General features: G+C 72.5%; 15 protein-coding genes. 2 read left to right on the top strand and 13 right to left on the bottom strand.

The genetic code is table 11. The annotated features are described in order from the left end of the window. Nucleotides 1-66 precede the first annotated feature (66 nt). Genes GIS00_RS04120 through GIS00_RS04110 form a run of 3 tightly spaced genes read right to left on the bottom strand, consistent with a single transcriptional unit; the run spans nt 67 to nt 2,727 of the window. The gene (locus GIS00_RS04120; RefSeq protein ID WP_154767882.1) at nt 67-870 is read right to left on the bottom strand and encodes an ABC transporter permease; all 804 of its coding nucleotides are present in this window, start codon (nt 868-870) and stop codon (nt 67-69) included. Nucleotides 871-902: 32 nt separating this feature from the next. Further along, the gene (locus GIS00_RS04115) at nt 903-1,745 is read right to left on the bottom strand and encodes an ABC transporter permease (protein ID WP_154767055.1); all 843 of its coding nucleotides are present in this window, start codon (nt 1,743-1,745) and stop codon (nt 903-905) included. 19 nt (nt 1,746-1,764) lie between these two features. Next, nucleotides 1,765-2,727 (bottom strand): ABC transporter ATP-binding protein, encoded by a 963-nt coding sequence (locus GIS00_RS04110; RefSeq protein WP_407666788.1) that lies wholly within the window; start codon nt 2,725-2,727, stop codon nt 1,765-1,767. 333 nt (nt 2,728-3,060) lie between these two features. Between GIS00_RS04110 and GIS00_RS04105 the strand changes: the two genes are divergently transcribed. After that, a complete protein-coding gene (locus GIS00_RS04105; protein ID WP_154767054.1) occupies nt 3,061-3,327 on the top strand; it encodes a hypothetical protein in 267 nt (88 codons plus the stop codon). 41 nt (nt 3,328-3,368) lie between these two features. Here GIS00_RS04105 and GIS00_RS04100 read toward each other — a convergent pair whose 3' ends face one another. The 7 genes from GIS00_RS04100 to GIS00_RS04070 all read right to left on the bottom strand — a co-directional run bounded on the left by GIS00_RS04100 (nt 3,369) and on the right by GIS00_RS04070 (nt 10,853). Then, nucleotides 3,369-3,950 carry a GNAT family N-acetyltransferase gene (locus GIS00_RS04100; protein ID WP_154767053.1) on the bottom strand — a complete coding sequence of 194 codons (582 nt, stop codon included), beginning with the start codon at nt 3,948-3,950 and terminating at the stop codon, nt 3,369-3,371. Next, entirely contained in the window at nt 3,947-4,357 is a 411-nt protein-coding gene (gene ndk / locus GIS00_RS04095) for a nucleoside-diphosphate kinase (protein ID WP_322097470.1), read from the bottom strand. Before ndk ends, GIS00_RS04100 begins: the two co-directional genes overlap by 4 nt. Before the next feature lie 106 nt (nt 4,358-4,463). Further along, on the bottom strand, nt 4,464-4,913 hold the full coding sequence (locus tag GIS00_RS04090) for a DUF4233 domain-containing protein (RefSeq protein ID WP_154767051.1): 450 nt from the start codon (nt 4,911-4,913) through the stop codon (nt 4,464-4,466). Further along, nucleotides 4,910-6,364, bottom strand: a complete 1,455-nt coding sequence (locus GIS00_RS04085) for a bifunctional folylpolyglutamate synthase/dihydrofolate synthase (RefSeq protein WP_154767880.1) — start codon at nt 6,362-6,364, stop codon at nt 4,910-4,912. The genes GIS00_RS04090 and GIS00_RS04085 overlap by 4 nt, the downstream gene beginning before the upstream one ends. Before the next feature lie 176 nt (nt 6,365-6,540). Next, nucleotides 6,541-9,177, bottom strand: coding sequence for a valine--tRNA ligase (locus GIS00_RS04080; RefSeq protein WP_322097467.1), 2,637 nt, complete (start codon nt 9,175-9,177; stop codon nt 6,541-6,543). A 94-nt stretch (nt 9,178-9,271) separates the two neighbouring features. Beyond that, nucleotides 9,272-10,432 (bottom strand): acyl-CoA dehydrogenase family protein, encoded by a 1,161-nt coding sequence (locus tag GIS00_RS04075; protein ID WP_154767050.1) that lies wholly within the window; start codon nt 10,430-10,432, stop codon nt 9,272-9,274. Nucleotides 10,433-10,532: 100 nt separating this feature from the next. Then, nucleotides 10,533-10,853 carry a hypothetical protein gene (locus tag GIS00_RS04070; RefSeq protein WP_230312751.1) on the bottom strand — a complete coding sequence of 107 codons (321 nt, stop codon included), beginning with the start codon at nt 10,851-10,853 and terminating at the stop codon, nt 10,533-10,535. Nucleotides 10,854-10,976: 123 nt separating this feature from the next. Between GIS00_RS04070 and GIS00_RS04065 the strand changes: the two genes are divergently transcribed. Continuing rightward, nucleotides 10,977-12,284 (top strand): nicotinate-nucleotide--dimethylbenzimidazole phosphoribosyltransferase, encoded by a 1,308-nt coding sequence (locus tag GIS00_RS04065; RefSeq protein WP_154767049.1) that lies wholly within the window; start codon nt 10,977-10,979, stop codon nt 12,282-12,284. Between the two features lie 153 nt (nt 12,285-12,437). Here GIS00_RS04065 and GIS00_RS04060 read toward each other — a convergent pair whose 3' ends face one another. From GIS00_RS04060 to GIS00_RS04050, 3 genes are all read right to left on the bottom strand, one after another. Further along, a complete protein-coding gene (locus tag GIS00_RS04060; RefSeq protein WP_154767048.1) occupies nt 12,438-14,753 on the bottom strand; it encodes a molybdopterin-dependent oxidoreductase in 2,316 nt (771 codons plus the stop codon). After that, nucleotides 14,750-15,421 carry a uracil-DNA glycosylase gene (locus tag GIS00_RS04055; protein WP_154767047.1) on the bottom strand — a complete coding sequence of 224 codons (672 nt, stop codon included), beginning with the start codon at nt 15,419-15,421 and terminating at the stop codon, nt 14,750-14,752. The genes GIS00_RS04060 and GIS00_RS04055 overlap by 4 nt, the downstream gene beginning before the upstream one ends. 163 nt (nt 15,422-15,584) lie before the next feature. Further along, the gene (locus tag GIS00_RS04050) at nt 15,585-16,613 is read right to left on the bottom strand and encodes a thiamine-phosphate kinase (protein ID WP_154767046.1); all 1,029 of its coding nucleotides are present in this window, start codon (nt 16,611-16,613) and stop codon (nt 15,585-15,587) included. Nucleotides 16,614-16,815: the final 202 nt, after the last annotated feature.

Raw genomic sequence — 16,815 nt, 5'->3', positions numbered from 1 at the left:
ACCCCGACACCGGCCGGTCGGGGCCGGGAAGCACCTTCCCGCGCAGGTCCGCGACCTGCCGACGGCTCAGCGCAGCAGCAGCTTGTCCAACCGGCGGGTGACCACCACCACGCCGATGAGCGCCATGCCGACGAAGTAGAGGGCGTGCCAGAGCAGCCCGACGTGCAGCTCCCCCAGCGTCAGCCCGCGCATCAACTCGATGCCGTGGTAGAGCGGGAACACCTCGACCAGGATCTGCACCGCCCGCGGGTAGACATCGAGCGGGAAGAAGGTGGTCGAGAACAGGAACATCGGCAGCAGGGCCGCATTGATCCACTCGAGGTGCTGGAAGCTGCGGGCGAACGAGGTCACCGCCATGCCGACCGCCGCGAATCCCGCGGCGATCAGCAGAGCGGCCGGGACGGCGAGCAGCACGGTCCAGTCGGCGGCCAGGCCGAGTGCCGAGATCACCCCGACGAAACCCAGCGAGTAGAGGCCGCCGCGGATCAGCGACCAGGTCACCTCGCCGACCGCGACGTCGACCGGCCCGAGCGAGGTGGCCAGCATCGTGTCGTAGAGCTTGGCGTAGCGGAGCTTGAAGAAGACGTTGGTGGTCGCGTCGTAGATGGCACCGTTCATCGCCGAGGTGGCGAGCAGCCCGGGCGCGATGAAGGCGGCGTACCCGACCGGCCCGTTGGCCGTCTGCACGTCGCCGACCAGCGCGCCGACGCCCTGTCCCAGCGCCAGCAGGTAGAAGACCGGCTCGAAGAAGCCGGACAGCACCACGTACCAGCTGCGGCGGTAGGCACGCAGCGACCGTTCCAGCAGGACGTGCGACCGGCGCGCGTAGAGGTGCAGCGGCAGGATCCGCCACAGCAACGGGTTGCCCATCTGCGCCCGGTCGGCCCCGCGGGTCGGCGCGCTCACGACACCAACCGCCGCTGGAACTTCCGCACCGCCACGACAGCCCCCAGCAGCAGCATCACGACCAGCACCGCCAGGTGGCCCAGCACCGGCAGCGGAGCGGCGGTACCGAGCACGGCGCTGCGTGCCACCTCGTTCCCGTGCCACAGCGGGGAGATCCAGGCGATCCAGCGCATGCCGGCGGGCATGGTGTCGACCGGGAAGAAGGAGCCGGAGAACAGCGTCATCGGAACCACACCGAACCGGAACAGCAGGTTCAGCGCGCCACCCTCGCTGTGCATCACCGCGACCAACGCCAGCACCCAGACCGCACAGGCGCAGGCGGTGAGCACGGCGACGGGCACCATCCAGAGCCCACGCCAGCCGCCGCCCGCCCCGAACAGCAACAGGATCGGGTAGAGCAGGATGGCACCGACGGCGACCCGGGTGGCGACGAACAGCACCTCGCCGGCGGCGATCTGCCGCGGGGTGACCGGGGTGGCGCTGATGCCGAAGAACACCCGGCGCCACTTGAACTTCGCGAACGTCGGGTAGGCGGCCTCCGTCACCGCGGTCTGCACCGCGGCGGCCATCACCAGGGCCGGCGCCAGGAACTGCAGGTACCCCACCCCACCGGGCAGGGCCGCCCGGTTGCCACGGTCCACCAGCGTGCCGAGGCCCAGACCCATTGCCAGCAGCGTCAGCACCGGCACCCCGATCGCGCTCAGCACGCTGCCCACCGCGGTGGCCCGCCAGGTCCGCATCAGGTAGCCCCAGACCGCACCCATCGCCGCACCCGACGACGGCGCCGGCAGCGGGGACGGCGCGGCGGGTGTGTTCCCCGGATCCCGGACGGTGCTCACGGCCGCCCCACCAGGCTGCTCACTCGACCAGGCTCCGACCGGTCAGCCGGAGGAACACGTCCTCCAGGGTCGACCGACGGACCAGCGCGGAGAGCGGCCGGATCCCGGCCCGGTGCGCGGCGGTCAGCGTCTCGTCGCCGTCGGGCGTGTAGAGCAGAAGACGGTCCGGCAGCACCTCGATCCGCTCCACCAGGGCGGAGGCCGCCGGCTCGGCGGCGTGCTGCTCGCCGGGGACGAACCTCAGCTCCAGCACCTCGCGGGTCGAGTACTGCGTGATGAGTTCCTGCGGCGACCCCTCGGCCACGATCAGCCCGCCGTCCATCACCACCAGACGCTCGCAGAGCTGCTCCGCCTCGTCCATGTAGTGCGTGGTCAGGATCAGCGTGACGCCGCGCTGGCGGAGCCGGAACAACCGGTCCCACAGCACATGTCGGGCCTGCGGATCGAGCCCGGTGGTCGGTTCGTCGAGCAGCAGCAGCTCGGGATCGTTCATCAGCGAACGGGCGATGGTCAGCCGCCGCTTCATACCGCCGGAGAGCGTCTCGACCTTGGCCGAGGCCTTCTCCTCGAGCTGCGCGAACTCGAGCATCTCGTCGGCCTTCGCCCAGCAGGCGCGGCGGGACATCCCGAAGTACCGGCCGTAGATGTAGAGGTTGTCGCGGACGGACAGCTCCTCGTCCAGGTTGTCCTGCTGCGGCACGACACCGAGCCGGGCCCGGATGTCGATGCCGTCGCGGGCCGGGTCCAGCCCCAGGATCTGCAGGTCCCCGGAGGTCCGGGGGGACACGCAGGCGATCATCCGCATGGTCGAGGACTTGCCGGCACCGTTGGGCCCGAGGAACCCGAAGGCCTGGCCGCGGGGCACCGTCAGGTCGATACCGCGGACCGCCTCGACCGTCTCGCCGCCCTTGACCGGGAAGGATTTCCGCAGGTCACGGGCACGGATCAGCAGCTCGGGCGGAGTCACCGGGGCTGCTGCCACCGCTCCGGCCGGGTCCGCGGCCCGCTGGCTGTCGTCCACAGCCGGGGACGGTACCGCTTCGCGCCGACACCCAGGAGGACGTTCAGGGGCCGAGCCGTGGCCGACGGCGGACGCGACGACCAGCGGGAATCCCGCTACAGCACGACAGCGTTCCGCGGAAGCTCGCGGCGTTCGGAACTGTTGTGAGAAGCGTCACAATCAAAGGCAGCACCGCGATGCCACCTCACACCGGGCTCATACGTCTGGACAATGAGACAGGTCCGTCATGGGACGGGCACACGTCGGGTTGACCGATCCGGGTTGACCGATCGCCCAGCGGCAGGAGGAGCGGACATGGACCGGGTACGCCGAGCAGTGGCCGCCGCGGCCGTCCTGCTGGCCTCGCTCGGGATCTGGCTGCTCGCCGTCGGTCCGGCCTCCGCCGAGACCGGACCGGTCGCCACCCCGGTCCCCGGCCCCGAGGAGGGCGTCGCCCTCGCCGCCACCGGCTTCAACATCATGGTGCCGGTGATCATCGGGCTCACCACGCTGGTCGTCGGCCTCGCGCTGGTCTGCTGGGCGTTCCTCCGCGGCGGCCGCCGCCCCTCCCGCCACCACTGACCGCGATCCCCTACAGGACGCGCGACCCGCGGCCGCCATGTTCAGGCCAGTCTCATCCTGAGGAAGACCTCGTCGCGGTCGTCACCGGGCGCGACGCGGATCCAGCCCGGTCGGCTGCCTTCCACCTCGAAACCGAAGCGGGCGTAGAAGCGCTCGAGGCCTTCGCCTCCGCGCACGGTCAGCTCGAGACGCTCGATCCCCAGTTCCCGCGCCTGCTCCAGCAGGCCTTCCATGATCCGGTCGCCGAGCCCTTGGCGCTGGTGATCGGGATCGATCATCACCAAGGTGATCATCCCTGTGTGCGCGACGAGCGACTCCCCCGGCGTCAGCAGGCCGAAGCCGACGAGCGTGCGGCCGGCGGTCAACGCCTGGCCGCGGGTGCGGCCGCGCTTGAGTCCGTCGACCACGCCGGCCGCCCGGGCGGCGATCTCCGGACGGGTGCTGTCCGCGAGGAAGCCGACGGCTCCCCCGGCCAGCGAGACCCGGTGCCACAGCGTCACCAGGGCGACGGCGAAGGCGCTGTCCGCGGCCATGGTCGCGGCCGGGCCGACCCGGCGGGAGACGATCTCGTCCGGCACGACGGTCCCGTCGTGCCCCGCCGGCTCGGTCGGTGCGTCGGTCACAGGCCGGGGAACCAGAGGGCGATCTCCCGGGCGGCGGACTCGGGCGAGTCGGAACCGTGGACCAGGTTGAACTGGGTGATCAGGCCGAAGTCGCCGCGGATGGTGCCCGGGGTGGCCTTCTCGACCGGGTCGGTGCCACCGGCGAGCTGACGGAACGCCGGGATCGCCCGGTCGCCCTCGACCACCATCGCCACCAGCGGGGCGGAGGTGATGAACTCGACCAGCGAGTCGAAGAACGGCTTGCCGTCGTGCTCGGCGTAGTGGGTGCGCGCGACCTCCACCGACACGGTGCGCAGGTCCATCGCCGCCAGGCGCAGACCCTTCCGCTCGATCCGGGCGATCACCTCGCCGACCAGCGCGCGCTGGACGCCATCGGGCTTGATCAGCACCAGGGTGCGTTCGGTCACCAGAACTCCTTCACCTCACGCCGCAGGTCGGTCCCGCGGTCGTCTCGCCCACGACCGCACGAGGCGGCCGGACGGGCAGGGGCACACCGGTCCGGACCGATCCGGGTCAGGATCCGGGTGCGGGCGGCGCCACCGGAAGCGTACCGGCGGCGAGGCGGCGCCTGAACTCGTTGCGGAACCACCAGAGCACCGCCCAGACCAGCGCGAAGACCACGCCCATCACGCCCAGCGGCCCGGAGATGAACCAGCCGGCGATGGTCAGCGCCTGCAGCACCGCGACCGCCGGGAGGAACCACGGCCGCGAGACGTACGCGCACAGGCCGATCATCGCGACGGCGAGCACGCAGATCAGCACGACACCGACCACACCGGTGCCGTTCCCGGTGTTCCGGGCGACCGGGATGGACAGCAGCACGGTGATCGCCTCGAGCACGAGCGTGGCCGACATCGCGCCGCGCAGGCCGCGTTCCGGGTCGTACGGGCGGCCGACCGGCCGTTCCGCTGCGGCGCCGGCGTCCGGCGCTCCCGATCCTTCCGATCGGTCCGGCGCGCTCATGACGGGGCCAATCCGGCCAGTGCCCGGCCGTCGCCGGCGGAGACCACCGAGCCCGTGACCACGACCCCGGTGCCGGCAGCGACCTGCTCGTCGTCGCCGGACTCGGCGAGATCGACGGCCAGGGCAATGGCCTCGTCCATCCGTTCGGCGGAGTGCACCCGTTCCTCGCCGAAGACGTCGACGGCGATCTCGGTGAGGTCGGGCACCGGCAGCGAGCGCGGCGAGGAGTTGACCGTCACCACGACCTCGTCGAAGGAGTCGGCGAGAGCGGTGAGCACACCGCGCACGTCCTTGTCCCCCATCACCGCGATGACGCCGACCAGCCGCCGGAAGGAGAACTCCGCGGCCAGTGCCGCCGCGAGTGCGGACGCCCCGGCCGGGTTGTGCGCGGCGTCGACGATGATCGTCGGCGAGGTCCGCACCCGTTCCAGCCGGCCGGGCGAGGACACGGCGGCGAACCCGTCCTGGACGGCGGCCAGGTCGAGCTGCCGGCCGGCACCCGCACCGAAGAAGGCCTCCACCGCGGCGAGGGCCAGCGCCGCGTTCTCCGCCTGGTGCTCGCCGGACAGCGGCAGGAAGACGTCCTCGTAGACGCCGCCCAGACCCTGCAGCGTCAGCCGCTGACCACCGACGGCGAAAGAGCGTTCCAGCACGGTGAACTCGGCGCCGAAGCGGGCGACCGCGGCGTCCACCTCGATGGACCGGCGGAGCAGCACCTCCATCGCGGCCGGGTCCTGCCGGCCGATCACCGCGACCGAGTCGCGCTTGATGATCCCGGCCTTGTTCCCGGCGATGGACGGAAGGTCCTCACCGAGGAACTCGGTGTGGTCGATACCGATCGGCGTGATGACCGAGATCCGCGGGTCGGCGACGCTGGTCGAGTCCCAAGTGCCGCCGAGGCCCACCTCGATCACCGCGGCGTCCACCGGGGCATCGGCGAAGACGGAATAGGCCATGGCGGTGAGGATCTCGAACTTCGACAGCGGGATGCCGCCGTCCTTCGCGCTCGCCGCGTCCACCAGGTCGACGTACGGCGCCACGTCGGCGTAGCCCTCGACGTACCGCTGCACGTCGATCGGGGTGCCGTCCAGGCTGATCCGCTCGGTCACCACCTGCAGGTGCGGGGAGGTGAACCGGCCGGTGCGCACCCCGAGCCGGGTGAGCAGCGCGTCGATCATCCGGGCGACCGAGGTCTTGCCGTTGGTGCCGGCGATCTGCAGCACCGGGTAGGCCTGCTGCGGGTTGCCCAGCAGATCCATCAGCGCGGTGATCCGGTCCAGCGTCGGACTGATCTGCACCTCGTTGCGCCGCCGGTCCAGCTGCGCCTCGACGGCGGCCAGGGTCAGCGGGGCACTGTCCGGGATCAGCAGCGCATCGCCGGAGTCGTCGAGATCGGCGGTGGCGGCCAGCACCTCGGCCTCGTCCACCCCGTCCAGCTCCCCGTCCGACATCCGCTCGCCGTCGGCCCGGTACTGCGGCGCTGCCGGGATGATGTCGTCCGGATGGTCGTCGGGACCGGCGAACTCGGCCGGGATCCGGCCGAACTCGTCGCGACCGAACTCGTCGAGATCCGGTGGCCGCTCGCCGAACTCGTCCTCCCGGCCACCCTCCCGGTCGTAGGGCCCGGTCACGAGGCGTCCAGTTCGGCCAGCCGTGCTGTCAGCCGCGCGATGTCGGCGGATGCTGCCGCGTTGCGGGCACGGATCCCGTCGACCACCTTGTCCGGGGCCTTCGACAGGAACTGCTCGTTGCCGAGCTTGCGGTCCGTGTCCGCGAGATCCTTCTGCGCCACCGCGAGTTCCTTGCCCAGACGGGCCTTCTCGGCACCCTTGTCGATCGCCGATGAGGTGTCGAGCTCGACCGTCGCGGTGCCGGAGGACAGCGCGACGGTGAGCGTCGCGGTGGCACCGAAGCCGTCGCCGGCCGGCTCGAAGCGGCTGAGCGCGGCGGCGGTGGCGGCGATCCCGGGAGCACCGTCGATCACCGCCGGCACCTTGCGGCCGGGCGCCAGGCCCTGATCGGCACGGAACCGGCGGATCTGGGTGACCAGCCGGTCGAGGTCCGACATCCAGGTCGCCGCAACGGGATCCGCGGTCCGCCCGGACGGCGCCGGCCACGGTGCGATCACCAGCGATTCACCGCCGGTCAGCGAGGTCCACAGTGTCTCGGTGACGAACGGGACGAACGGGTGCAGCAGGGTGAGCAGCCGGTCGAGCACGGTACCGAGCACCTCGCGGGTGGTCTCCACCCGCGACGGGTCGGTCATCTGCACCTTGGCCAGCTCCAGGTACCAGTCGCAGACCTCGTCCCAGGCGAAGTGGTAGAGCCCCTCCGCCGCCTTGCCGAACTGGAAATCGCCCAGCAGCGCGGTGGTCTCGGTGATCACCGTGTCCAGCCGGTCCAGCACCCAGCGATCGGCGGTGGTCAGCGCCGCGGCGTCGAGCTCGCCCTCGGGCAGCCGGGCACCGTTGAGCAGGGCGAACCGGGTGGCGTTGAACAGCTTCGAGCAGAAGTTGCGGGAGCCGCCGACCCATTCCTCGGCGATCGCCTGGTCCGTACCCGGGTTGGCGCCGCGGGCCAGGGTGAACCGCACCGCGTCCGCGCCGTAGGTGTCGATCCAGGCCAGCGGGTCGACCACGTTGCCGCGGGACTTGGACATCTTCTTGCCGAACTGGTCGCGGACCAGACCGTGCAGGGCGACGACGTCGAACGGTTGGGTGCCCTCCATGGCGTAGAGGCCGAACATCATCATCCGGGCCACCCAGAAGAACAGGATGTCGTACCCGGTGACCAGCACGCTGGTCGGGTAGAACGCCTTGAGGGTGTCGGTGTCCTCCGGCCAGCCCATGGTCGAGAACGGCCACAGCGCCGAGGAGAACCAGGTGTCGAGCACGTCCGGGTCCTGCACCCAGCCCTCGCCCGGCGGCTGCTCGTCCGGTCCCACGCAACGGATCTCGCCGGCCGGCCCGTACCAGACCGGGATGCGGTGGCCCCACCAGAGCTGCCGGGAGATGGTCCAGTCGTGCATGTTGTCGACCCAGTCGAAGTACCGGGCCGCCAGCTCCTGCGGATGGATGGTGGTGCGGCCGTCGCGCACCGCGTCGCCGGCCGCCTTCGCCAGGGTCTCCACCGCGACGAACCACTGCAGCGAGAGCCGGGGCTCCACCACGTCGTCGGAGCGGGAGCAGTGCCCGACCGCGTGCACGTACGGGATCTTCTCGGCGACGATGCGGCCCTCGGCCCGCAGCGCCTCCTTCACCGCGGACCGCGCCTCGAACCGGTCCAGCCCGTCGAAGCGGGTGCCGGTGCCGGTGAGGTGCGCGTCCTCGGTGAGGATGTTGGGCATCGGCAGCGAGTGCCGGCGGCCGATCTCGAAGTCGTTCGGGTCGTGCGCCGGGGTCACCTTGACGGCGCCGGTGCCGAAGGCCGGGTCGACGTGCTCGTCGGCGATCACCGGGATCTGCCGGCCGACCAGGGGCAGGGTCAGGGTGCGGCCGACCAGGTCGCGGTAGCGCTCGTCGTCCGGGTGCACCGCCACCGCGGTGTCGCCGAGCATCGTCTCCACCCGGGTGGTGGCCACCACGACGCTGAAATCGCCCTGCTCGTCGGACCCGTCGTAGCGGATCGACACCAGCTCGCCGGCGTCGTCGGAGTGCTCCACCTCGATGTCGGACAGCGCGGTGAGGCAGCCCGGGCACCAGTTGGTGATCCGCTCGGCGCGGTAGATCAGGCCCTCGTCGTAGAGCTTCTTGAAGATCGTCTGCACGGCGGCGGACAGCCCGTCGTCCAGGGTGAAGCGCTCCCGCGACCAGTCGACCGAGTCGCCGAGCCGCTTCATCTGGCCGAGGATCGCGCCGCCCGACTCGCGCTTCCAGTCCCAGACCTTCTCGACGAACAGCTCGCGGCCGAAGTCGTGCCGGGACTTGCCGTCCGCGGCCAGCTGCCGCTCCACCACGTTCTGGGTGGCGATGCCGGCGTGGTCCATGCCGGGCAGCCACAGCACCTCGTCGCCGCTCATCCGGTGCCAGCGGGCCAGGATGTCCATCATGGTGTGGTCCAGCGCGTGGCCGACGTGCAGGTTGCCGGTGACGTTCGGTGGCGGCAGCACGATGGAGAACGGCTTGGCCTCGCCGCGCAGCACCCGCTGCTCGTCCGCGTGGAAGTACCCCGCGGCCAGCCACCGCTGGTACAGCTCGACCTCTACCGACGCCGGGTCGTACTGCGTCGGGAGGTCGTCGTGCTGCGGGATGGCGGTCTGGTTCACATCCCACAGTTTAGGTGCGCGCAGGTACCGGCCCGACCCGTGCGCGTGGTGGTGCCTGATGTCCCGCGCCGGCCCGCCTCGCAACCACTCCGGATCAGTAGGCCCGGGGCATGCCGAGGGTGTGGCGGGCGACGTAGTTGAGGACCATCTCCCGGTTGACCGGGGCGATCTGCAGCAGCCGGGCCATGCCCCAGAGCGGGATCAGGCCGTACTCGTCGGACAGGCCGTTCCCGCCGTGGGTCTGGATGGCCGCCTCGACCGCTGCCAGCGCCGCCTCGGCGGCGGCGTACTTGGCCATGTTCGCCGCCTCCCCGGCCGGCAGCCCGCGGTCGTGCAGGTCGGCGGCCCGCATGGCCATCAGTGCCGCCAGCTCGACCTCGATCCGGGCCTTCGCCAACGGGTGCGCGACCCCCTGGTGGGTGGCCAGCGGTGCGTCCCACACCTGACGCCCGCTCGCGTAGGCGGCCGCGGTGGACGTGGCGTACCGGCCGATGCCGACCGCCAGCGCGGCCGCGGTGATCCGCTCCGGGTTGAGTCCGTCGAACAGCGGCACCAGTCCCCCGTCGGGTGCGCCGATCACCGCATCGGCGCCGAGCCGGACGTCGTCGAGGTACACGGTGAACTGCCGGTCCGGGATGTCGATCCCCACCGGCAGCGGCTGCCAGGACAGGCCGGGGCTGTCCGTCGGCACCAGGAACAGGGTCAACAACGCACGACCGGTGGCCGGGTCGGTCCCGGTGCGGGCGACCACCAGCACGGCAGCGGCGTGGTCGATCCCGGAGATGTAGTACTTGCTGCCGGACAGCACCCAGTCCGCACCGTCGCGGACCGCCGTGGTGGTCACCTTGTGCGAGTTGGATCCGGCATCGGGCTCGGTGACCGCGAAGGCGAGAACCGTGCTGCCGTCGGCCATCCCGGGCAACCAGCGGTGGCGCTGCGCATCGGTGCCGTGCCGCCGCAGCACCTCGGTGCCGATCGCCGAGGACACCAGGAGCAGCAGCAACGGGCAACCGCCGGCCGCCGACTCCACCGCGACGGTGGCCAGCTCGGTCATCCCCGCACCGCCGCCGCCGAACTCCTCCGGCACGTTGATCCCGATGAAGCCGGCTTCGCCGAGCGCCGTCCACAGGCCGGTCTGCGGCCGACCGGCCCGGCCGCACTCGGCGTAGTCGCGCGGTCCGAAGTCCGCGGTGATCTCCCGCACCACCGCTGCGATGTCGGTCAGGTGGTCCGCTTCCAGCAGGTCGGTCGCCATGGTCCGCACTCCCTCCGCGACGGACGCCGCCGTGGGATCCGCGCCCTACCAGTGTCGCAGAAGTGAACCGCGGTTAACAAGACCCGCGGCGCTCCGGGAGTCAGAGCGCGGAGGTGGCCTCCTCCGGCCCGGGCGCGTCGGGCGCCAGGAACATCGGTCCGTAGACCGGCCGCTCGCCGTCCATCAGCGAGACCGTCTCGACCCCGTCGGCCTGCAGTTCGTCGAAGTGCTCGGACAGCCACCGCTCGGCACCGGTCTGGTCGGTGAACGCGACCGGTGCGGGCCCGATGACGACCCCGGCACCGTCGGCGAGGATCCATTGCCAGGCCGCCGCTTCCGGCTCCATCTCGGCCGGGGCGAACCCGTCGGGGACCGCACCCGCGGCGGCGTCGACGGGGACTCGGGCGGCGGTGTCGCTCATGATGGGCTCCTGCTGACGGGACCTGCTCGGGGCCGGGTGCGGACCCGGGGCCGGGGTGGGCGTGCCCGGTGACCGTGACGGTAGCGTGGCAAGCCTGTCCCGACCCTAGGAGTCGACCGCGCCGTGACCGTTAATTTCGATCCAGTGCCGCAGCTCGCCTGGACGGCACCGCCGGCCGGACCCGCCGGGGCGTTCGGCCCGGTGGCCGCGCTGCTGCACGCGTGCACCGGCGGCGAGCCGCTGCGGCGGCCCCGCCTGGTCGCCTTCGGTGCCGATCACGGGGTGTCCGCGCTGGACGTGTCGGCACACCCGGACTGGGTCACCCAGGAGCGGCTCGCCGCCCTCGCCGGGGGCCGCGGCAGCCTGGCCGCGGCCGCGGACGCGGCCGGAACCGGTGTCCGCGCCGTCGATCTCACCCCAGGGGCCGGGTTCCCCGCGGCCGGCCGGATCGACATCGAGGACGCGATGGACGCCGATCTGCTGGACCGGGCATTGACCGCCGGCAAGGACGCGGCCGACGCCGAGGTGGACGCCGGCGCCGACCTGCTCATCGGCACGGTGCTGTCCGTGTCGGCCAGCACCCCGGCGGCCGTGCTGGCGGCGTCCATCACCGGGATGGAACCGGTGGACACCACCAGCCGCGGGTCCGGGATCGACGACGCCGCCTGGATCCGCAAGGCGGCGGCCGTCCGGGACGCGCTGTTCCGGGCGTCGCGGGCCGGTGCCGGTGTCACCACCCTGCTGCGGGTGGCCGGTGGCCCGGACATCGCCGCCCTCACCGCCTTCCTGGCCCAGGCAGCGGTGCGGCGCACTCCGGTCCTGGTCGACGACGTGATCAGCACCGCCTGCGCGGTCCTGGCCCACCGGCTGGCTCCGGGCGCCGACGCCTACGTCATCTCCGCCGGCGCCGCCGACGAGCGGTCGCAACCCCGGTTGCTCGAGGTGCTGGGCCGGGAGCCGCTCGCCTCCTGGTCCCTGCGGGCCGGCGGTGGGCGCGGTGCGCTGATGATGGTCCCGGTGCTGCGGTCAGCCCTGCTGCTGGTGCCGACAGAGCCGTCTGATCCGTCCGTTCCCGAGGAGGACCCGGCGGCTGTCGCCGCCGACCTGACGGACTCCGACGAGCAACTCGCGCCCGTGACGGCGGCCGACGGATCCGAAGCGGCCGGCCAGGGTCCGGACTCCGGGACCGCGGTCACGGCCACCGATGACCTCCATGCGGACGCCCCCGACGAAACCGACACCGCACCGACTGACGGGGGCGACGCCACGGATGGGACCGACGCCGGCACGGCAGGCGGGACCGGCGGCGAGGACTCCCCGGAGGAACTCCCCGGCGTCGCCGGTCCGCGGTACCCGCAGCCGGCGCCCGGGCTGGACGGCGAGGAGCGGATGCCGCAGGCCATCGACTCCTGGGACTCCGCCCTGCTCTGAGAGATCGGCGCCGTGGGATCGGCGCCGTGGCATCGGCGCCGTGGCATCGGGCACTGTGGATCCGGGACCTGCGAGACCCGGGACGCAGCCCTCTGTTCCGGTGCGACACCGGTCCCGGGGCTGCGTCGTATCCGGGCGCGGCCGGACACGACGTCAGGCGGTCGGCAGCGGTCCGAACACCCGGACCGGCGGCGGAGCACCGGTGAACAACTCGAGTTGCACCAGACAGCTGTGCGCGCTCGGTCCCTGGGCCAGCGTGCTGGTGCCGACGTCCCGGGTCAGCACGTTCGGGTTGCCGTGCGCGTCCAGGCCACCCGGCTCGACCGGGTCGTACCAGGCGCCGGTGGACAGCCGCACCACCCCGGGCCTGATGTCGGCTGAGATCACCGCCCCGGCCAGCACCTGCCCGCGGTCGTTGAACAACCGGACCACGTCACCGTCGGAGATGCCGCGGGATGCGGCGTCGTCCGGGTGCAGCAGCACCGGCTCCCGGCCGGCGACCTTCCCGGCCCGCGAGTGCGCCGCGAGGTCGAACTGCGAGTGCAGCCGACGATCCGGCTGGCCGGAGACGAGGGCCAGCGGGAACCGTTCTGTCAGCGGCGATCCGAGCCACTCGACGGGCTCCCGCCACACCGGGTGACCGGGACAGTCGTCGTGGCCGAAGGAGTCGATCGCGGCGGAGAAGATCTCCAACCGGCCGCTCGGGGTGCCGATCGGCCGCCCCTCCCGGAGTCCGCGGTAGGGCGAACCCGGCCGCGGGAGGTCGGGCAGCTCCCAGCGACCGGCGGCCACCAGGGTGTCCCAGTCCGGCAGCTCGACGTCGTGCCGGCCGGCCCGGTCCTGCGTCCGCCGGTACAGATCCGCCACCCACTCGTCCTCGGACAGGCCGCCGGTGAACTCGTCCAGCAGCCCCATCTTCGCGGCGATCCCGGCGAGGATGGCGTGGTCGGTGCGCACCTCTCCGGGCGGTGCGGCCGCCGCGACCATGGCGGACAGGAACGGGTCCTCGCGCCCGACTGCGAAGTCGGTCCGCTCGGCGAAGGTCGCTGCCGGCAGCACGATGTCGGCGTGCCGGGTGAGCGAGTTCGCGAAGTGCTCGTGCACGATGACGGTGTCCGGCCGTTGCCAGGCGCGCACCAACCGGTTCAGGTCCTGGTGGTGGTGGAACGGGTTGCCGCCCACCCAGTAGACGAGGCGGATGTCCGGATAGGCGAGCCGGTGCCCGTCGTAGTCGAACTCCTCACCGGGATGCAGCAGCATGTCGGCGATCCGGGCGACCGGGATGTAGTCGCGGACCGGGTTGACGCCCTGCGGGAACGCCGCCACCGGCATCTTCGACAGCCGCATCCCGTTGCGGTGCAGCGCGCCCATCGCACAGCCGAAGCCGCCGCCGGGCCGGCCCATCGACCCGGAGATCGCCGCCAGCGTCAGCGCCATCCATGGCGGTTGCTCGCCGAACTCGGCGCGCTGCACCGAGTACGAGGTGGCGATGACGGTGCGCTCGGTGCAGATGCGATCGGCCAGCCGGCGCAGCTCGTCGGGGTCGAGACCGCTGATGTCGCAGGCCCATTCGATCGTCTTGGGCACGCCGTCGGCGGCGCCGAGCAGGTACGGCTCGAACCGGTCCCAGCCCTCGCAGCAGGTGGTGAGGAAGTCCAGGTCGTGCCGTCCGGTGCTGACGATGTGGTGCGCCAGACCCAGCATGATCGCGGTGTCGGTGCCCGGTCGGGCGGCCAGCCACTGCGCGTCCAGGAACTCCGCGGCATCGGCCCGCAGCGGCGAGATGACCGCGAAATCCACTCCGGCGTCACGGGCGCGGCGTTGGGCGACCGGCGACAGGTGCGCGCCGATCCCACCGTCGTTCACCCGGTGGTTGCGCGGAGCGAGGCCACCGAAGGCCACGACAAGGCTGCCGTGCCGGGCGATCTCGTCGAACGTGGGGGTGGAGTCCATGGCCGTCTGGAAGCCACCCGCGACCCGGCGCAGCAGGACCGAGATCGCGGCCGAGGAGTAGGTGTCGACCGACGAGGTGTAGCCACCGGCGACGTTCAGGAACCGGTGGATCTGCGACTGCGGGTGGTGGAACCGGCCGGCCGATCCCCAGCCGTACGACCCGCCGTAGATCGCCCTGTTGCCGTGCTCGGTCCGCACCCGGTTCAGTTCGTCGGCGACCAGCGCCGACACCTCGTCCCAGTCCAGCGGCACGTAGACGTCGTCGCCGCGGGCCGAACGGCCGCCGGTGCCGGCCGGGCCGGGTCCGTGCTCGAGCCAGCCCCGGCGCACCATCGGACGGGTCAGCCGACCGGGTGCGGTCAGCGCCTTCGGGATGCCGTCGGACAGACCGTTGGGCACCGGGTCGTCGTCCCGCGGCACCAGCCGCTGCAGCACGCCGTCCTCGATCTCGGCGAGGTAGCTGCCCCAGTGGGTGGCGGTCGGGACCGTGCTGCGCCCCCGGGCCGGGCTGGTCATCGGACGGTCCAGTCGACCGGCGCCGCGCCCTGCTGCGCGAGCAGCTCGTTGACCCGGGAGAACGGCCGGGACCCGAAGAACCCGCGATCGGCCGACATCGGCGACGGGTGGGCGGTGGCGATCACCGGGAGGCCCTGCAGCCGGGGTTGCAGGGTCTGTGCGTCCCGGCCCCAAAGGACGGCGACCAGCGGTCCGCCACGCTCGACGAGTGCCTGGATGGCCCGGTCGGTGACCGCCTCCCAGCCCTTGCCCTTGTGCGCCGCGGACGCGCCAGGCGCCACCGTCAGCACCCTGTTCAGCAGCAGCACGCCGGAGGCGGTCCAGCTGGTCAGGTCACCGTGCGGCGCGGGCGGGATGCCGAGATCGGCCTGCAGTTCCTTGTAGATGTTGGACAGCGAACGCGGGATCGGTCGCACGTGCCGATCGACCGCGAAGGACAGGCCGATGGCGTGACCGGGCGTCGGGTACGGGTCCTGGCCGACGATCAGCACCCGTACATCGGCCAGCGGCGCCTTGAACGCACGCAGTACGTTCTCCCCGGCCGGCAGGTACGTCCGTCCGGCCGCGACCTCCGCCCGCAGGAACTCGCCCATCCGGTGGATGTCGTCCTCCACCGGCGCCAGCGCCGCGGCCCACCCCGGATCGACGATCTCGCGGAGCGGCTTCATGCTGCGGTCCTGCGTGTCCTCACCCCACCAACGCTAGGCCATGCGGAGAGCCGGAGTGGTTGCGAGGCGGGCTGCCGCGGGAGCGACCGAGGGACGAGGGAGCGACTGCGGCAGCTGAAGCCGCCGAGCAAGCCACGACATCAGGCGCCGCTGCACCCGCCGTTCACGCACTCCCGAAGTGGGTCCAGCCGGTGGCGCCCTCACGGACGGCGCCGTCCACGGTCACCCGCGGGCCGGACGGGTCGGCGACGGTCACGGATCCGATCGGCTGCCAGCCGGGCGGCAGGGTGGCGCCGTGCGGGAAGGTGGCGACGAGGGCATGGTCGTCGCCGCCGGTCAGCACCCAGTCCAGCGCGTCCCGGCCGAGCGCGGAGGCGACCTCGGTCAGCCGCGGATTGACGTCCAATGCGATGGTGCGGACGTCGATGTCCACCCCCGAGGCGCGCGCCACGTGGCCGAGGTCGGCGAGCAGCCCGTCCGACACGTCGATCATCGAGGTGGCGCCGGAGGCCGCAGCGGTCGGGCCGGCGGCGAGCGGCGGTTCGGGGACCCGGTAGGCGTTGACCAGCGACACCGGTGAGCGGAAGCCGCGGGAGAGCACGGTGAGTCCGGCCGCCGCCCAGCCCAACCGGCCGGCCAGCGCGACGACGTCACCGGACCGGGCCCCGGACCTGGTGACCGGCCGCTCCCCACGCAGGTCCCCGAGGACGGTGACCGACAGCGTCAGCGCCGGTGACCGGGTGACGTCCCCGCCGACCACGGCCGCGCCGTGCTCGGCGGCGGTGTCGTGCAACCCCTTGCCGATCCCCAGCACCACGTCCACCGCGGTGTCGGCCGGCGCGGACAGCCCGACCACCAGGCCGGTGGGCACCGCGCCCATCGCGGAGATGTCGGCCATCGCGGCGAGGGCGGCACGCCGGCCGATCTGCTCCGGGGAGGCCCAGTCGGTGCGGAAGTGGACGCCGTCGACCAGCACGTCGGTGCTCACCACCACCCGGCCGTCCGGCGCGGCCAGGATCGCGGCGTCGTCACCCGGCCCCAACTGCACCGACTCCGGGTACTTCACCCCGGCGGTGATCCGGCCGATGAGCGCGAACTCCCCCACCGCCTGCACGGTGTCGGCCGCGGAGCCCTGATCGCCGCCCGCGCGGCCCCGATCGGTCGTCCTGCCGGCTGCCGTCCGCCCGTCCATCGGGTCCACCACCGTTCCTGCCGGGCCGCAGCGGGACCGGACGATCGTTCGCCGGCACGATCCGTGCGGCGGGGACCATGCTGCCGCACCGCACCCCGGCGGCCGGTCCGGCGCGCCCGGCCGACCGGGTACGACCCCGAGGACCCACCGACGACCGCCGCCGCCGGATGCGACCGCCCGGGCCGGCCGGACCCCTGCCGGA

Origin of the sequence: Nakamurella alba (assembly GCF_009707545.1) — a bacterium.
Classification (GTDB): Bacteria; Actinomycetota; Actinomycetes; order Mycobacteriales; family Nakamurellaceae; genus Nakamurella; species Nakamurella alba.
Note: the sequence above shows the minus strand (reverse complement) of the source record. Positions and strands in the feature narration are given on the sequence as shown.

Excerpts from the sequence above, each read along its gene's own strand:
- GIS00_RS04050 (WP_154767046.1), bottom strand. The coding sequence starts at position 16,613 with ATGGACGGGCGGACGGCAGCCGGCAGGACGACCGATCGGGGCCGCGCG.
- GIS00_RS04105 (WP_154767054.1), top strand. The coding sequence starts at position 3,061 with ATGGACCGGGTACGCCGAGCAGTGGCCGCCGCGGCCGTCCTGCTGGCC.
- GIS00_RS04090 (WP_154767051.1), bottom strand. The coding sequence starts at position 4,913 with ATGAGCGCGCCGGACCGATCGGAAGGATCGGGAGCGCCGGACGCCGGC.
- GIS00_RS04070 (WP_230312751.1), bottom strand. The coding sequence starts at position 10,853 with ATGAGCGACACCGCCGCCCGAGTCCCCGTCGACGCCGCCGCGGGTGCG.
- GIS00_RS04085 (WP_154767880.1), bottom strand. The coding sequence starts at position 6,364 with ATGTCGGACGGGGAGCTGGACGGGGTGGACGAGGCCGAGGTGCTGGCC.
- GIS00_RS04120 (WP_154767882.1), bottom strand. The coding sequence starts at position 870 with ATGGGCAACCCGTTGCTGTGGCGGATCCTGCCGCTGCACCTCTACGCG.
- GIS00_RS04055 (WP_154767047.1), bottom strand. The coding sequence starts at position 15,421 with ATGAAGCCGCTCCGCGAGATCGTCGATCCGGGGTGGGCCGCGGCGCTG.
- GIS00_RS04075 (WP_154767050.1), bottom strand. The coding sequence starts at position 10,432 with ATGGCGACCGACCTGCTGGAAGCGGACCACCTGACCGACATCGCAGCG.
- GIS00_RS04060 (WP_154767048.1), bottom strand. The coding sequence starts at position 14,753 with ATGACCAGCCCGGCCCGGGGGCGCAGCACGGTCCCGACCGCCACCCAC.